This window comes from Ectobacillus sp. (assembly GCF_056992975.1).
The window spans coordinates 52,017-67,965 of the sequence record NZ_JBXKMX010000057.1 but is presented as its reverse complement, the minus strand read 5'-3'; the positions used below and the strand labels follow the sequence as shown (position 1 = coordinate 67,965).

At 38.6% G+C, this 15,949-nt stretch carries 14 protein-coding genes and 2 pseudogenes; 12 read left to right on the top strand and 4 right to left on the bottom strand.

The genetic code is table 11. The features are described 5' to 3' along the window. From AC11ZT_RS02930 to murC, 8 genes and pseudogenes are all read left to right on the top strand, one after another. Positions 1 to 466: pseudogene (locus tag AC11ZT_RS02930) on the top strand (peptidase M28); the annotation flags it as partial. A 60-nt stretch (positions 467 to 526) separates the two neighbouring features. Beyond that, positions 527 to 1,024, top strand: coding sequence for a DUF84 family protein (locus AC11ZT_RS02925; RefSeq protein WP_484058173.1), 498 nt, complete (start codon positions 527 to 529; stop codon positions 1,022 to 1,024). Between the two features lie 92 nt (positions 1,025 to 1,116). Continuing rightward, complete coding sequence (locus tag AC11ZT_RS02920; protein ID WP_484058172.1) at positions 1,117 to 1,431, top strand: thioredoxin family protein; 315 nt, start codon at positions 1,117 to 1,119, stop codon at positions 1,429 to 1,431. Positions 1,432 to 1,485: 54 nt separating this feature from the next. After that, positions 1,486 to 2,301, top strand: coding sequence for a DUF1444 domain-containing protein (locus AC11ZT_RS02915; protein ID WP_484058171.1), 816 nt, complete (start codon positions 1,486 to 1,488; stop codon positions 2,299 to 2,301). Then, positions 2,298 to 2,912: a YtpR family tRNA-binding protein gene (gene ytpR, locus AC11ZT_RS02910; RefSeq protein ID WP_484058170.1), complete on the top strand. Its 615-nt coding sequence runs from the start codon at positions 2,298 to 2,300 to the stop codon at positions 2,910 to 2,912. The genes AC11ZT_RS02915 and ytpR overlap by 4 nt, the downstream gene beginning before the upstream one ends. Positions 2,913 to 4,176: 1,264 nt before the next feature. Beyond that, positions 4,177 to 5,601, top strand: a pseudogene (locus AC11ZT_RS02905) (DNA translocase FtsK); the annotation flags it as partial. A 36-nt stretch (positions 5,602 to 5,637) separates the two neighbouring features. After that, positions 5,638 to 6,753, top strand: a complete 1,116-nt coding sequence (locus AC11ZT_RS02900; protein ID WP_484058169.1) for a nicotinate phosphoribosyltransferase — start codon at positions 5,638 to 5,640, stop codon at positions 6,751 to 6,753. A 252-nt stretch (positions 6,754 to 7,005) separates the two neighbouring features. Beyond that, a complete protein-coding gene (gene murC, locus AC11ZT_RS02895) occupies positions 7,006 to 8,310 on the top strand; it encodes a UDP-N-acetylmuramate--L-alanine ligase (RefSeq protein ID WP_484058168.1) in 1,305 nt (434 codons plus the stop codon). A gap of 103 nt (positions 8,311 to 8,413) precedes the next feature. Here the strand turns inward: murC and AC11ZT_RS02890 are convergent, their stop codons facing one another. Further along, positions 8,414 to 9,529, bottom strand: a complete 1,116-nt coding sequence (locus tag AC11ZT_RS02890; RefSeq protein WP_484058167.1) for an aminopeptidase — start codon at positions 9,527 to 9,529, stop codon at positions 8,414 to 8,416. A gap of 171 nt (positions 9,530 to 9,700) precedes the next feature. Between AC11ZT_RS02890 and AC11ZT_RS02885 the strand changes: the two genes are divergently transcribed. The 4 genes from AC11ZT_RS02885 (at position 9,701) to ccpA (ending at position 12,973) form a co-directional block, all read left to right on the top strand. Beyond that, positions 9,701 to 10,165: a DUF948 domain-containing protein gene (locus tag AC11ZT_RS02885; protein WP_484058166.1), complete on the top strand. Its 465-nt coding sequence runs from the start codon at positions 9,701 to 9,703 to the stop codon at positions 10,163 to 10,165. A 1-nt stretch (position 10,166) separates the two neighbouring features. Next, on the top strand, positions 10,167 to 10,484 hold the full coding sequence (gene ytxJ / locus AC11ZT_RS02880) for a bacillithiol system redox-active protein YtxJ (protein WP_484058165.1): 318 nt from the start codon (positions 10,167 to 10,169) through the stop codon (positions 10,482 to 10,484). 61 nt (positions 10,485 to 10,545) lie between these two features. Continuing rightward, positions 10,546 to 11,613, top strand: coding sequence for a bifunctional 3-deoxy-7-phosphoheptulonate synthase/chorismate mutase (locus AC11ZT_RS02875; RefSeq protein ID WP_484058164.1), 1,068 nt, complete (start codon positions 10,546 to 10,548; stop codon positions 11,611 to 11,613). Positions 11,614 to 11,974: 361 nt separating this feature from the next. Continuing rightward, complete coding sequence (ccpA, locus tag AC11ZT_RS02870) at positions 11,975 to 12,973, top strand: catabolite control protein A (protein WP_484058163.1); 999 nt, start codon at positions 11,975 to 11,977, stop codon at positions 12,971 to 12,973. Between the two features lie 350 nt (positions 12,974 to 13,323). Here ccpA and AC11ZT_RS02865 read toward each other — a convergent pair whose 3' ends face one another. From AC11ZT_RS02865 to AC11ZT_RS02855, 3 genes are read right to left on the bottom strand one after another with little or no spacing between them, the layout of a single operon-like run. Continuing rightward, a complete protein-coding gene (locus tag AC11ZT_RS02865) occupies positions 13,324 to 14,490 on the bottom strand; it encodes an acetoin utilization protein AcuC (protein WP_484058162.1) in 1,167 nt (388 codons plus the stop codon). After that, positions 14,490 to 15,128 (bottom strand): acetoin utilization AcuB family protein, encoded by a 639-nt coding sequence (locus AC11ZT_RS02860; protein ID WP_484058161.1) that lies wholly within the window; start codon positions 15,126 to 15,128, stop codon positions 14,490 to 14,492. The genes AC11ZT_RS02865 and AC11ZT_RS02860 overlap by 1 nt, the downstream gene beginning before the upstream one ends. 15 nt (positions 15,129 to 15,143) lie before the next feature. Beyond that, positions 15,144 to 15,776 carry a GNAT family N-acetyltransferase gene (locus AC11ZT_RS02855; protein ID WP_484058160.1) on the bottom strand — a complete coding sequence of 211 codons (633 nt, stop codon included), beginning with the start codon at positions 15,774 to 15,776 and terminating at the stop codon, positions 15,144 to 15,146. Positions 15,777 to 15,949 lie beyond the last annotated feature (173 nt).

Here is a 15,949-nt window from a genome sequence, read left to right as displayed (position 1 = left end):
GCTTTTCTCTGGTGCAACTGTACAAGAAGAAGTTGGGCTACGAGGAGCGCAGACAGCTGCAAATATGATCCAACCTGATATTTTTTACGGTCTTGATGCTAGTCCGGCAAATGATGCAAGTGGGGATACACAACAGTTCGGGCAGCTAGGAAAAGGTACACTCTTACGAATTTTTGACCGAACAATGGTTACACATAGAGGATTACGTGAATTTATTTTAGATACGGCTGAAAGTAATCATATTCCCTACCAATATTTTGTCTCTCAGGGCGGAACAGATGCGGGACGTGTTCATCTAAGTAATAACGGCGTTCCATCATCCGTTATCGGTATTTGTGCACGGTATATTCATACACATGCTTCCATTATGCATATTGATGATTATGCTGCAGCAAAGGAATTACTCATTAAACTTGTGAAGGCAACGGATCGAACAACGCTTGAAACAATCAAAAGTAATGTGTAATAAGATAAATCTAACATGAAAAGGCCTTATGGGCCTTTTCGCTTTGAAGGGGATATAGCGATGCAAGTGGTAATTGGATCATTAAATCCAACAAAGGTAGGCGCAGTAAAGCAAGTATTTGGTGAAGATATACTCTCTATATCTGTACCGTCAGATGTATCAAATCAGCCTTTTTCAGATGAGGAGACGATGAAAGGGGCCATAAACCGTGCTCAGCATGCGTTGGCAGCTACTGATGCTGATGTTGCAATCGGACTTGAGGGAGGCGTATATGTTACAGAACAAGGACTATTTCTTTGTAATTGGGGTGCGCTGGTTACGACAAATGATGAAATGTTTCTGGCAGGAGGGGCAAGAATACAGCTACCTTCTCAATTTGAACAGCCACTGCGACAAGGGAAAGAATTAAGTGAAGTGATGGAGGATTATACTGCTCAACATGACATTCGAAGCAAGGAAGGTGCCATTGGTATTTTTACGAGTGGATATGTAGGACGGGAAGAGATGTTTATTCATGTTGTTAAGTTGCTTGCAGGTCAATATCACTATAAGTCATAATGGTTGCAACTGGATTGGTTCTGCGTTTTAATGAGGGCAAAGTGAATTCTAATTTTTAAAATACTGTATGAAAAGAAAAGGAGAGAAAAAGAATGAAGACATTAACCAGTGTAGAACAATTTGAAGAAGTGAAAGCACAAGGAAAAACTGTGTTCGTATTTTCTGCAGGATGGTGTTCAGATTGTCGCTTTATTGAGCCATTTATGCCAGAAGTAGAAGAAAAATTTAAAGATATTACGTTTTACCATGTAGATCGTGATGAGTTTATTGATTTATGCCAAGCTCATAATGTATATGGTATTCCAAGCTTCCTTGCATTTGAAAATGGGGAAGAAATAGGTCGCTTTGTTAGTAAAGATCGTAAAACTCAAGAAGAAATTCAAGCGTTTTTGTCTGCGTTACAGTAATCCAATTAGACTACCTTTTTGTAGTTACATTCACATAAAAAAGGGGGGATACAGATGAAGATGAGTAGCAAGCAATTGAAGCAAGAATTAATGAAACGATTGGAACGTACTGATTGGGAGTTTCAATATGATAGTAAGAAAGATCAACTACGCGTAGAGCATCGTGAAACGAAAAAAGGAATTACCGTTTCACTTCCCGGGATTCTTGCTAAATGGGAGTTGCAGGGAGAGAATGCAATAGATGAAGCAGCATACTATGTGAAGGAAGCGCTTCTTGCTATGCATTCCGAAAATACAGATAATACGCGCATACTTCCTGTTATTCGCTCGACTTCTTTTCCATTACAACAAGAGGAAGGCAATCCATTTGTAACGTCAGATCATACGGCAGAAACACGTATTTTCTATGCGCTAGATGCCGAAAAAACATATCGTCTGATCGATGAAAAGTTGGCGAAGAAACTTCAATTAGATCATCAGCAAGTAAAAGAACTTGCTTTATTTCATGTTCGGGCACTCCCTAGAAAGATGAAAGAAGATACCGTTGCAGGAAATATATTTTACTTTTTCCATGCAAATGATGGGTATGATGCAAGTCGTATTTTGGATCTTTCATTGTTAGAAGATATGAAAAAGAAGATAACCGGTGATATGGTTGTTGCAGTTCCTCATCAAGATGTACTAATAATAGCTGATATTCGAAATGAAATCGGTTATGATATTATTGCGCAAATGACAATGCAATTTTTTGCTGAAGGTCATGTACCGATTACCTCACTCTCCTTTATTTATGAAAATAAGGAGCTAGAACCTATTTTTATTATGGCAAAAAATCGTGTCACGAATGATGGTACAGATAAGAAAGGATGAAACAAGTGAATATTTTTTATAACAAGGAAGGCGTAGGGGATACTTTACTTCTCTATTTGCAAGATGGTACTTTAGATTCTCGTACATTCGAACGAAAAGGTGATGTGGTACGTATCTTTGATCGTGAAAGTAATAAAACGTTCGGGTATAATCTTTTTCATGCTTCTTCTTACATAACTGTTACAGAAACGGGAAATGTCACAGTAACAGAAGAATTAGTTCATCAACTGAATGTAGTTTTCGAAAAAAATGGATTTGGTGAAAAAATAGAAGCTGATTTATCGCCAAAATTTGTTGTTGGTTATGTTCAAGAAAAAGAGCATCATCCAAATGCAGATAAGTTAAATATATGTAAAGTCGATGTTGGGGATGAAACGCTTCAAATTGTGTGCGGGGCGCCTAATGTTGAAGCAGGTCAAAAGGTTGTTGTTGCAAAAATAGGGGCGGTAATGCCAAGTGGGCTTGTTATTAAGGACGCAGAGCTTCGCGGTGTTGCCTCATCTGGAATGATTTGTTCTGCACGTGAACTAGCGTTACCGAACGCACCAGAGAAAAAAGGGATACTCGTATTAGAAGACAGCTATGAAGTAGGAAAACCTTTTACATTTTAATGGAATTTAATCGAGCAGTGAAGATGGGCCGTTTTTCAAAAAATTCTGTAAGGAAGGATTTTTTGTAACGGTCCATTTCCCATATTCTTTTTCTGCTAGTGTTGTATGAAAGTGTTCATTAATTTTTGCTACACATTTTGTTGAATACTGTTACAATAAAGAATGTTACTATTTGGGGAAAGAGTGGTAGTTCATGCTAAGTTGGATGAAAAAACTATTGAATAAAGAGGAATCCATTTCTGAGAATGAGAGTAGACTTGAAACGGAGCAAACGGTGCAAATGGAAACAACGCACGAGTCGTCCTCCTTTCCTAACGGTAAGTTTCGATTTCCACTCATTCAAGATGATAACCTTCTCAATTCACCTACTGTAAATGCTACAGAGACTGAAAAAATTGAGCAAAAAAAGTCACAAATAACTCGTCTGGATACTCAAAATTCTATCAGTAAGCCAGAAATTACTCCGATGCATGTAACATATAAACGAGATCGAACTGCTGGAAAGACGAAACTAACACAATCAAGTTCAGATTTGGAGCCGCCTAAAGCTCCTATTTATACAATAGGACGAAACCGACAATCCTTTCAGCCTACAGAAGCTGTATCACCTGTTTTTGGATATGAACGGCCAAATGAGAATTTGTTGAAAAAGCAACCTAATATTGATCTCGTGATTGAAGCAGAACATTTATCTGTTGTAGATGCTTGGCTCTTGAAGAATGGCTATCTTGTTTCAGAAAGTACGGATGAGAGGGATACGACGAAGGACGAGGCACAACATTACGAAGCAGATGAAATAATAGAAAATGAGAAGATTGAGAAGGAATTATGTGCAGGAGAGGCTAAGGTAGAGGAAATAGTCGAAGCCTCTGTTATAAATTCCGTTTTACAAACCCAACATATAGTAGATAGTACACCGGAACAGATGGGGCAAACAGAAGAAAATGAGTCGCTGCTAACTAGCGAAAAAGAAACGGAACAAAGTATTGAAAACGAAGAACCTGAGATAGTAAATGAAATCACTCAATGTGAAGTAGTGAAAGAAATAGACGAAGAGAAAAAGTGGAATATTGAAGAAAGCGAAGTTGTTACTGAGCAAGAAGCGATGGAAGAGACGATACATGAAGTTGTAGAAGGCAAAGTAGAGGTCGAACAGGGAGCAGTGGAAGAACAAAAGCGGGAAAAAAGACGGTCTGTTCCGTTTAATGTTATTATGCTTCGCCAAGATAAGCAGAAGCTAACGTCCGAGGTTATGATAGAAGATACACATCCTTCGTATGTATTTCCGTCACTCGGCTTGTTAAGTACACCTAATATGAATCCTACAAATGATGATGAGTGGCTCCGTAATCAAGAGCAATTGCTAAATACAACTTTTGAAAACTTTCATATTGGTGCTCGTGTTGTTCATGTCACGCAAGGACCTGCAGTAACACGCTTTGAAGTACAGCCAGAACCTGGAGTGAAGGTTAATAAAATTACGAATTTATCGGATGATATTAAGCTCAATTTAGCTGCAAGGGATATTCGGATTGAAGCACCGATTCCTGGCAAAAACACTGTTGGCATTGAAGTTCCGAATAGACATAGTAAGCCGGTTTTTTTGCGAGAAATATTAAGAAGCCCTGTATTTATTAAAAATGAATCTCCTTTAACAGTAGCACTAGGTCTTGATATTTCTGGAATGCCTATCGTAACTGATTTACGTAAAATGCCGCATGGTCTGATTGCTGGAGCGACCGGATCAGGTAAGAGTGTGTGTATTAATGCCATTTTGACTAGCATTTTGTACAAGGCTCTGCCACATGAAGTGAAACTGCTCCTTATTGATCCCAAAATGGTAGAACTTGCACCGTACAATGATGTGCCACATCTCGTATCCCCAGTTATTACCGATGTAAAAGCGGCGACTGCTGCTTTAAAATGGGCTGTAGATGAGATGGAGCATCGGTATGAGTTATTTGCTCACGCCGGAGCACGCGATTTAACACGATATAACGACTTAGTGAACAAAACAAATGAGGGCGAATTACTTCCCTACATTGTTATCGTTATAGATGAGCTTGCAGATTTAATGATGGTATCCCCAGCAGATGTCGAAGAAGCCATTTGTAGAATTGCGCAAAAGGCAAGAGCATGTGGTATTCATTTACTCGTGGCAACGCAGCGTCCATCAGTTGATGTCATTACAGGGTTAATTAAAGCAAATATTCCAACTCGGATGGCTTTCACCGTATCATCTCAAGTAGATTCTCGTACCATTATTGATGTAAGCGGGGCAGAAAAACTACTTGGAAGAGGGGATATGTTATTTCTAGAGAACGGTACCTCAAAGCCAATTCGTTTGCAAGGAGTATATGTGTCGGATGATGAAATTGAACGCACGGTATATCATGTACGAAAGCAAATGAAGCCGATGTTTTTGTTCAAGCAGGATGATCTATTAGCAAAAGTAGAGCAGCATGAGACGGAAGATGAGCTTTTCTTAGAGGCATGTAGATTTGTTCTGGATCAGGGCGGGGCGTCTACTTCATCCTTGCAAAGAAGATTTCGAATAGGCTATAACCGAGCTGCTCGTCTTATAGAAGAAATGGAAATGCAAGGTATTGTTTCTGAAAATCGCGGAACAAAGCCACGAGATGTTCTCATTTCTGAGGAAGATCTATCCGCTATGCAAGAAAACGAATAGGTAAAAAAGCCAAGAGTAGAACAGGGAGTTTAGCGCATGAAAGAAATAGAATGGAAGCTACAAGGGAAAATACCACGCCTTACAAATGAAACATTCAAGTTTGATGAGCGCGTGGGTGAAGGATGGTTTTCAGCAGCATATTTTTTGAAAACACGTGAGATAATTAAAGAATTTTGTCCTGGTGCCGTTGTAACGATGCAGTTCTTTCAAAAAGAACATGCTGTTTTATGCGGAACAGATGAAGTGATTGCTTTGATTCAAACATTTGCCGATCATCCAGAAGATTTGGAAGTGAAATCGTTAAAGGATGGGGATAAAATTTCTCCGTTTGAGACGGTATTAACCATTAAAGGACCATATGAATATTTTGGATATTTGGAGGGGCTTATTGATGGGGTTTTAGCTAGAAGAACTTCTGTGGCAACGAATGTGTATAATGTGGTGCAAGCTGCAAGAAATGGTGGAATTGAAAAACCAGTTATTTTTATGGGGGATCGTGATGATCACTTTACACAGCAAGCCGGAGATGGTTATGCAGCATTTATCGGTGGCACGACTGCACAAGCTACGCATGCAATGGGTGAATGGTGGGGTAAAAAAGGAATGGGTACGATGCCACATGCTCTTATTCAAATGTTTCAAGGCGACGTCGTTGCAGCATCTTCTGCTTACCATTCGAAGTTTCCCGAAGATGAATTAGTCGTGTTAATTGATTATAATAATGACGTCATTACTGATGCATTAAAGGTTGCCAGAGAGTTTGGCCCATTGCTTAAAGGAGTTCGCGTCGATACATCACGTACGATGGTTGATCAGCACTTTATTCGTCACCCAGAACTTCTTGGTACCTTTGATCCCCGAGGTGTAAATCCATCTCTCATATTTGCACTTCGCAAAGCATTGGATGATGAAGGATATAATCATGTGAAAATTGTTGTGAGCGGTGGTTTTAATCAAAAACGGATTAGAGAGTTTGAAAAACAAGGAGCCCCGGTTGATATGTATGGGGTAGGTAACAGCCTATTAAAAGTTAACATTAGTTTTACAGGCGATAATGTCGAATTAGATGGCATGCCTGTTGCTAAGGCAGGACGAAAATATCGACCAAATCCTCGTTTAGAACAAGTAAACTTATTTGAAATAAAAAAATAATGTTTTCTTCATTCAGGCTTGAATGAAGGGAAGGAAATGTCTAGTCTAATGGAAGGATATTTTTGTTTTGTTTCTTCTCTCGTACAATAAACTGTTTTTTGTTATAATAGTCTTATTGTGATTGAATATGTAGAATAATCATTTTACGGTTTGAACAATTACGAGATAGAGATATTACCAAATTAACAACGTTATCATATACTGTCTTAGGTAGGTCATTGGATTAGTTACAGATGTTGGAGGTTCTTTAAAATGACAGTTTACCATTTTGTAGGGATTAAAGGCACTGGAATGAGTGCTCTTGCTCAAATCCTGCATGATATGAAGCATACCGTGCAAGGCTCGGATGTAGAAAAAACATTTTTTACGCAAGCAGAATTGGAAAAGCGTGGAATTCCGATTCTTCCGTTTAACAGAAATAATATTCAAGAGGGACAAGTGATTATTGCTGGAAACGCATTTCCGGATACTCATGAAGAAATTGAAGAAGCAAAAAAACTAAACTTGCCCATACACCGTTATCACCATTTTTTAGGTGACCTAATGAACAACTATACAAGCATTGCTGTTTCAGGCGCACATGGGAAAACATCAACAACAGGTTTATTATCTCATGTTATGCGCGGCGCATATCCAACCTCATATTTAATAGGTGATGGAACAGGAAATGGTGTGGAAGATAGTAAATTTTTCGTGTTTGAAGCATGCGAATACCGCAGACACTTTTTATCCTATCATCCTGACTATGCAATTATGACGAATATTGACTTTGATCATCCTGACTATTTTAAAGATATTCATGATGTATTTAGTGCATTTCAAAAAATGGCATTGCAAGTGAACAAGGGTATTATTGCTTGTGGCGATGATGAACAATTACAAAAAATTCAAGCTAAGGTACCTGTGATTTTCTATGGCTTTGGTGAAGATAATGATTTTCAAGCTCGCAATGTAAAACGTCTTACAGACGGATGCACATTTGATGTATTTGTTCGCAATACATTTTATGGAACATTTCGCATCAATGGCTATGGAAACCACAGCGTATTAAATGCGCTTGCTGTCATTGCTCTTTGTCATTATGAAGAAATTGATGTTGAAATTGTAAAACAACGCCTTGAAACATTTGAAGGTGTAAAGCGTCGTTTTAGTCAGAAAACGATGGGAAATCAAATTATTATTGATGATTATGCACATCATCCGACAGAAATTACAGCAACTATTGAAGCTGCACGTCAAAAATTTCCGGATCGTGAAATTGTAGCAATCTTTCAACCTCATACATTTTCACGTACAAAGAAATTTCTAACGGAATTTGCTGAAAGTCTGCAAAAGGCAGATCAAGTATACTTATGTGACATTTTCGGTTCAGCAAGAGAAAATCAAGGCGAATTGTCAATCCAAGACTTACAAGGAAGAATTGATGGATCGAAGACGATTGCACTTACGAATACAGAAGTTCTAAAGCAACATGAGAATGCAGTTTTGATTTTTATGGGCGCAGGAGATATACAAAAGTTTGAAAAAGCTTATGAACAAGGATTTCAAGTGAAATAAGATTTTATATTAGGTATAATGTGAATAAGAACAAGGATGCGACAATCATTCGCATCCTTGTTCTTATTTTATAGTCGTTCATGGGTTCTATTGTAAAAAGCTCTTATTGTAAGTTCTCTGGATTTAATGCTTCTAGTTCAGGCAATACAAACCGTCCATCTTTGCGAATGAGAACGTCATCGAAATAAATTTCTCCACCATTATAATCTGGACGCTGTATACATACTAAATCCCAGTGAATGTTAGAGTTATTGCCATTGTATGCTTCATCATAAGCTTGGCCAGGTGTGAAGTGGAAGCTGCCTTGAATTTTTTCGTCAAATAGAATATCTCCCATTGGATGTAAAATATATGGATTGACACCAATTGCAAATTCCCCAACATAGCGAGCGCCTTCATCCGTGTCAAATACTTGATTGATACGTTCTGTATTGTTCGCAGTAGCTTCTACAATTTTTCCATCTTTAAAGGTGAGCTTTACATTTTCATACAGGAAGCCATTGTAAGGGGACGGCGTATTGTAGGAAACCGTACCATTCACGGAATTTTTAACCGGCGCCGTATACACTTCGCCATCCGGAATGTTTGCTTCTCCTGCACACTTAATCGCAGGAATGTCTTTAATGGAGAACGTTAAATCTGTTCCTGGTCCTGTAATATGGACCTTGTCTGTATTGTTCATCAGTGCTTGTAGACTATCCATTGCATCATTCATTTTGCTATAGTCGAGGTTGCACACATTAAAGTAGAAATCTTCGAATGCTTCTGTGCTCATTTTAGCAAGTTGTGCCATTGATGATGTTGGATAACGAAGAACTACCCATTTTGTTTTTGGAACACGAATTTCGCGGTGAACCTTTTGACCAACTGTTTTGCCTTGAATTTGCATCTTCTCACTTGGGACGTCTGCTTGCTCGTTAATATTGTCACCAGATCGAAGCCCTATGTAAGCATTCATTTCTTTCATAACATTTGCTTCGAAGGCTGCAATTTGCTCAAAATGTTCTTCAGTTGCACCAAAAAGTAGTGCACGGTCCACTTGATGATCCTTTATGGATACAAATGGGAAACCACCTGCCTTATAGGCTTCCTTGACAAGAGCAGTTACTAATTCTTTTTGCAGACCAAAGTTTTCAATTAATACTTTTTCGCCTTTTTGTAGCTTTACAGAGTAATTAATTAAATTGTAAGCTAATTTTTCTATACGCGGATCTTTCATGGTAGGTACCCTCCTTTTACATTTCCTATCTATTGTAACCCAAATATGCCCATTTGTTTACTCAGAGGGTAAGGAAGAATGATGATTGTGTAGGAATGATAAGGTTGTATTAGTATACCAACTCGTTACGTTGTATAATAATAACAAAATGAGCTTGAAGGAGTGAACCATATGCAAATCTTGCTGTACGTTAGCGTCGCAATCATAGCCATTGCCTTTGCAATATTAGTAGTATATATTAGCGGTACGCTCGTGTCATTGCGAAAAACATTGGAGAATGTAGCAACTACAACGGCTTCATTAGAAAAACAATTACAAGGGATAACTCATGAAACGGAGCAATTATTACATAAAACAAATGAACTAGCTGAGGATATTTCGAAAAAATCACAATCCATTCAAAAAGTTGTAGAATCTGTTGAAGGAGTCGGTACGACGATAGCGGTATTAAACGAAAAAGTACGTACCATTACATCAGCAGTATCGAACCAAGCAGAGCATAATAGTGATAAGGTTGTACAAGCTATGCAATGGGGTACAGCTGCTATGAAAGTATATGAACATTTTCGGAGTAACAAAAAAGAAAAGAACGAGAAGCGTGAAGGAAAATTAAGAATTCGAGCAAAGGGTGAATAAATTGATTCCACTACAAGTAGAAGAACAATTAGGTGAAATTGCGGCATTGCCTTCATGTATTGTTTTCAAGCACAGTTTGACATGTCCGATTAGCAAGGGTGCATTTGAGCAGTTTCAAGCATATATGGAAGAACAACAAACGATTCCCGCCTATTATTTGTATATTCAAGAAGCAAGACCGTTATCCAATCAAATTGCGGAACAATTTGGCATTCGTCATGAATCTCCGCAAGTATTATTTCTTAAGGATGGCAAGGTAGTTTGGAGCGAATCGCACTGGAATATTACCAAGAAATCCATGCAGGAGCATATTGGATAATTCGATACGATTAGATGATTAAAATGGGAAAACAATCTATCCAAGTAAGGGAGGGCTTTTTATGGCATCTAACAATTTAGAAACACTCCGTAATCAAATTGATGAAGTAAACTTGGAAATTTTAAAATTATTAAATAAACGAGGTAATCTTGTTCAAGAAATTGGAAAATTAAAAGAAGTACAAGGCGTAAAACGATTTGACCCGCTTCGGGAACGCGTGATGCTTGATTTAGTAGCAGAGCACAACAAAGGGCCTTTTGAAACTTCAACTTTGCAGCATATTTTTAAAACCATTTTTAAAACTGGTTTGGAATTACAGGAAGATGACAATCGGAAAGCACTCCTTGTTTCTCGTAAAAAGAAGCCAGAAGATACGGTAGTGGATATTAAGGGAGAAAAAATTGGCGATGGTGCGATGCACTTTATCATGGGACCATGTGCAGTTGAAAGCTATGAGCAAGTAAAGCTCGTTGCACAAGCAATGAAAGAGCAAGGATTACACGTAATGCGCGGTGGGGCTTATAAGCCAAGAACGTCGCCGTATGACTTTCAGGGGCTAGGTGAGGAAGGATTACATATACTTCGCCAAGTAGCTGACGAATTCGATATGGCGATAGTTAGTGAAATTTTAAATCCCAAGGATATTGAAATGGCGCTTAATTATGTAGATGTAATTCAAATAGGAGCTCGTAATATGCAAAATTTTGAGCTGTTAAAGGCTGCAGGTGCTGTAAAGAAACCAGTTCTGCTAAAGAGAGGGATTGCTGCCACCATTGAAGAGTTTATTTATGCAGCGGAATACATTATGGCGCAGGGAAATGACCAAATCATATTGTGTGAGAGAGGTATTCGCACGTATGAAAAAGCAACGCGCAATACACTTGACATATCTGCCGTACCTATTTTAAAAAAGGAAACCCATTTGCCGGTCGTTGTGGATGTGACACACTCAACAGGACGTCGTGATTTGTTACTTCCAGCTGCAAAAGCAGCTATTGCTATTGGGGCAGATGCTGTAATGGCCGAAGTGCATCCTGATCCTGCAGTTGCACTTTCTGATTCTGAACAGCAGATGAGCATACCGCAGTTTCATGAATTTATGAATGAATTGAAAACGTTTTTACAATAGTACTTCTTTATAGGCGCGATGATGTGCTTTATAAATATAAAATTGCCCGGCTTCCATTGTCTGCATTCTAGTTTTTGAAGGGGGAGGATAAGCTCATTGTAAAGAGCAAGAAAAATCTGAGTCTTCCATTCAATATAACGGAGAAAAGATAGCTTGGAAAGCTAGGCAATTTTATTATACAGATGGAAAAGAAAGAATTTTTTTCATACTTTAGTGGGAACATATTGTCTGAATACACATTTGTATCGTATGATAAAGAAGGCATGTAATATTTAATGACATCTTCATCCACTTGATGGTTTTTTCTATATATACATATTTTATACATAATTTTAGAATAAACAAAAGGAGCGAACAAACCATGAATATAACAATATATGATGTAGCACGTGAAGCCAATGTTTCCATGGCAACCGTTTCCCGTGTAGTGAACGGAAATCCAAATGTAAAGCCAACAACTAGAAAGAAAGTACTAGAGGCGATTGAACAACTAGGTTATCGTCCAAATGCAGTGGCGCGAGGACTTGCCAGTAAAAAAACGACGACTGTCGGTGTTATTATTCCTGATATTTCAAGTATTTTCTATGCGGAGCTTGCACGGGGAATTGAAGACATTGCAACTATGTATAAATATAATATTATTTTAAGTAACTCTGATCAAAATAAGGAAAAAGAAATGCATTTATTGAATACTATGCTTGGCAAACAAGTAGATGGTATTGTGTTTATGAGTGAAAATATTACTGAAGAACATGTGAAAGAGTTTGAAAAGTCACCTGTTCCTATTGTGTTAGCATCTTCTTTCGATGAACAAGGTGCTATTCCGTCCGTTAATATAGATTATGAACAAGCAGCCTATGATGCCGTATCTTATTTATTAGAAAAAGGACATCAAAATGTTGCGTTCGTCTCTGGTTCTGTGGATCATGCAAAAGCTGAAAATAAAAAATTAGACGGTTATAAACATGCGCTTCAAAAAAATGGGGTACTCTATAATCCTGACTTAGTCATTGAAGGAGATTTCACCTATGATTCAGGCATGGAAGCATTTGAAAAACTATGGGAAAATAATCAAAAACCGACTGCAATTTTCGTTTCTTCAGATGAAATGGCTCTAGGTGTAATTCACGGCGCGCAGGACAATGGTATTCGTATTCCAGAAGAAGTGGAAGTAATCGGATTTGATAATACTCGTTTAGCAACTATGGTACGTCCGCAGCTTACGACTGTTGTACAGCCTATGTACGATATTGGTGCGGTATCTATGAGATTGTTAACGAAGTTTATGAATAAGGAAATGGTAGAGGATCATACCGTTATCCTTCCACATCGTATTCAATTCCGTAAAACAACAAAATAACAATATTGTGAAAGAAATAAATTGTACGTAAAAAAAGGAAGCCTTATTGAGGCTTCCTTTTTTTATGAGAACTTCTGCCCTGAGTAAGCCGATTCCGCTTTTCGGGTAATCCAGCTTTTTCGGCTAGCTCCTCCGGTCAGAAAACCTCCGCACATAAAGGCAAAAAGCGCCTTTTTGTGCGGAGAACTTCTGCCCTATGGAGCTGAACAGCCGAAAAAGCTTTTTGTGTGATCTAGCTACATCGGCTAGCCCCTCCGGCCGGAGAACCCTCACACATAAAGGCAAAAAGCGCCTTTTTGTGTGAGGAACCTTCCGTCCTACGTGGCTGAACAAGCCGATTCCGCTTTTCGTTAATACACCGAGGTTTTCATGTTGTTTCTTATTATGGATAGTGATTTTGCTACGGTTAGGTAGTTTTTTTCTTCAATTTCTTTTTTTCTTGGTATGGGTGTGTACATATCTTTTGGATCTTCCCATGTGGTTGAGAGGGGGAGGCCCGATTTGTCCTTCCATTCTTCTATCCATTCGTTTGGAAGGGTTCCGGTTAGATTACGGATGTTGTTCATTTCGAGCCATACGAGAGACCAGGCTCTTGGGACGACACGCCAAATATCATAACCGCCTCCGCCTACTGCAATCCAGCGACCGTCACAAAACTCATGGGCAATTTCGTGTGCAATTTTAGGGATTTCTTTATAAATGTCGATTGTAGAGCAAAGATGTGTAAGTGGATCATAGTAATGTGCATCCGCTCCATTTTGCGTTACAATCACATCAGGTTTAAAATAGGCAGCAACTTCTCGTAACATATTCCGATAGGCATATAAAAAGGATTCATCCTCTGTAAACGCATCCAATGGAATGTTAAATGAATAGCCGTAGCCTGCACCCTGTCCTCGTTCGTTGACAGCACCTGTACCGGGAAATAAATAACGTCCTGTTTCGTGTAAGGAAAGGGTACATACGTTAGGATCGTCATAGAAGGACCATTGCACACCATCTCCATGATGTGCATCTGTATCTACATACAGAACGCGCAGTCCGTATTTCTTCTGAATATATTTGATAGCGATGGCGCTATCATTGTAAATACAAAAACCAGAAGCTTTTCCTTTAAAGCCATGATGCAAGCCGCCCCCTAAATTGAGCGCATGGGTTGCCTTTCCCTCAAGTACATAATCTACCGCTGTTAATGTACCTCCGACAAGAAGTGCACTTGCTTCATGCATATGTTTAAATACAGGTGTATCTTCTGTACCGATACTGTACTGCATTCCTTCTTGCTCTCCCAGTTTTCCTTCCCCAGCTCGCTTAACTGCGTCAATATATTTTTCATCGTGAATGAGTGCAATTTCTTCATCCGTAGCGATACGCGGTGGACGAATTTGTGATTCACTAATGAATCCCCCTTTAGTTAATAAATCAAACACAAGTTTTACGCGTAGCTGGTTGAAGGGATGCTCCCGGTTAAAGCGATAACCTTGAAACTTCTCTGTATAAATAAATACAGAGTCCATTAGGAAATACCTGCTACACTTGGCCACAGTACTTCATAGCCTGCTTCTCGAATGACTTGAATAATTCTAAGGGGATTCATCGTTTGAATTCGAAATACTAAGACCTTATGTTCATCTTTGTCTGGATAGACAAGGATTGTAATTATATTGATTCCTTCTTTAGCAAAAATGGCTACAACTTTACTTAAGACGCCAGGTTCATTGGATACTCGTACTTCAATTTGTGAGCCGGGTTGATAGGCCCCTGTTAATTTAACAAGTGTATGCAGTACGTTTGTTTCAGTAATGATACCAACGAGCTTTCCTTCTTTTGTAACAGGAAGGCAGCCGATTTTATTATCATAAAATATCGTTGCAATTTCCTCGACAAAATCAAGAGGATGACAGGTAATGACATACTTTGTCATAACCCGCTCAATAGGCTGTTGAAGTGAATCCATTGAAACAGGCTTGTCGAGAATTGAAGGACAAGCATCCCGAACGTCACGATCTGAAATAATCCCAACTACTTCGTGCTCGTTATTCACGATAGGGATGTGACGAATACCTTTTTCAGCTAGTGTTCTAAGTGCCGTTTCAATTGTGTCTTTTGGCGACAATGCAGTTGTGTTACGATTCATAATTTCTTCAACAATCATTTGGTTACCTCCTCATTAATACATAAAGCGATTCTGAAAGCGAATTCTATCAAATGCGCTAATGGAGTCTTGGTCTACACGTTTCCCAATCCGAACCATTAGACAGTTCGCAGGATGGGAGCAAATTTCAGGATCATCTGTTGCCATCCAAATTAAATCACCAGCACTCATCATCTTTTCCATGATTTTTCGGTACTCCCATACATTTAAACCCGATCCTTGTAAATCCCAATGCCAATAATACTCAGTTGTTATAATAATATAGTCTTCCATATTATCGTCTAGCATAGAAATTTGAAGCATTGTTTTCCCAACAGAACAGCCTCGAAATTCTGGTATTACTTCAATTGCTCCTAGTTCAATTAAATTTTCCATATTTCCTTCTGACCATCGTTCTAGCGGATCTGGGTATAGATACGTTGTATAGCCTATAATTGTTTGTTCAAAGCGTGCAATAATGAGACGTGCTTCTGGAAGTTTAGATATTTCGATAATTGCTTCTTGTTGTTGATCTGGAGGTCGAAATGCTACCAAATTCTTATGAAACTCATATGTTTCTAGCTCTTGTGTAGGCACAGGCCCTTCTATGATGAGAGTTCCTTTCGGGGTATGGAGTGTCCTGGAATGATAAACCTTGTTATGAATCAAATCGTTTCACCACCTCAATCGGGATTTCTCAATCTTACCTCAATAGTAGCTTATATTTTGCGTACTGTGAATGAAAACGCTTCTAAAAATTTGCAAAAATATATGAAAAGTTACTGAAAATTATAAATAGTGAAGTATAATAAGGTGTAGAGTTATATATAAGGAGGGAGAAG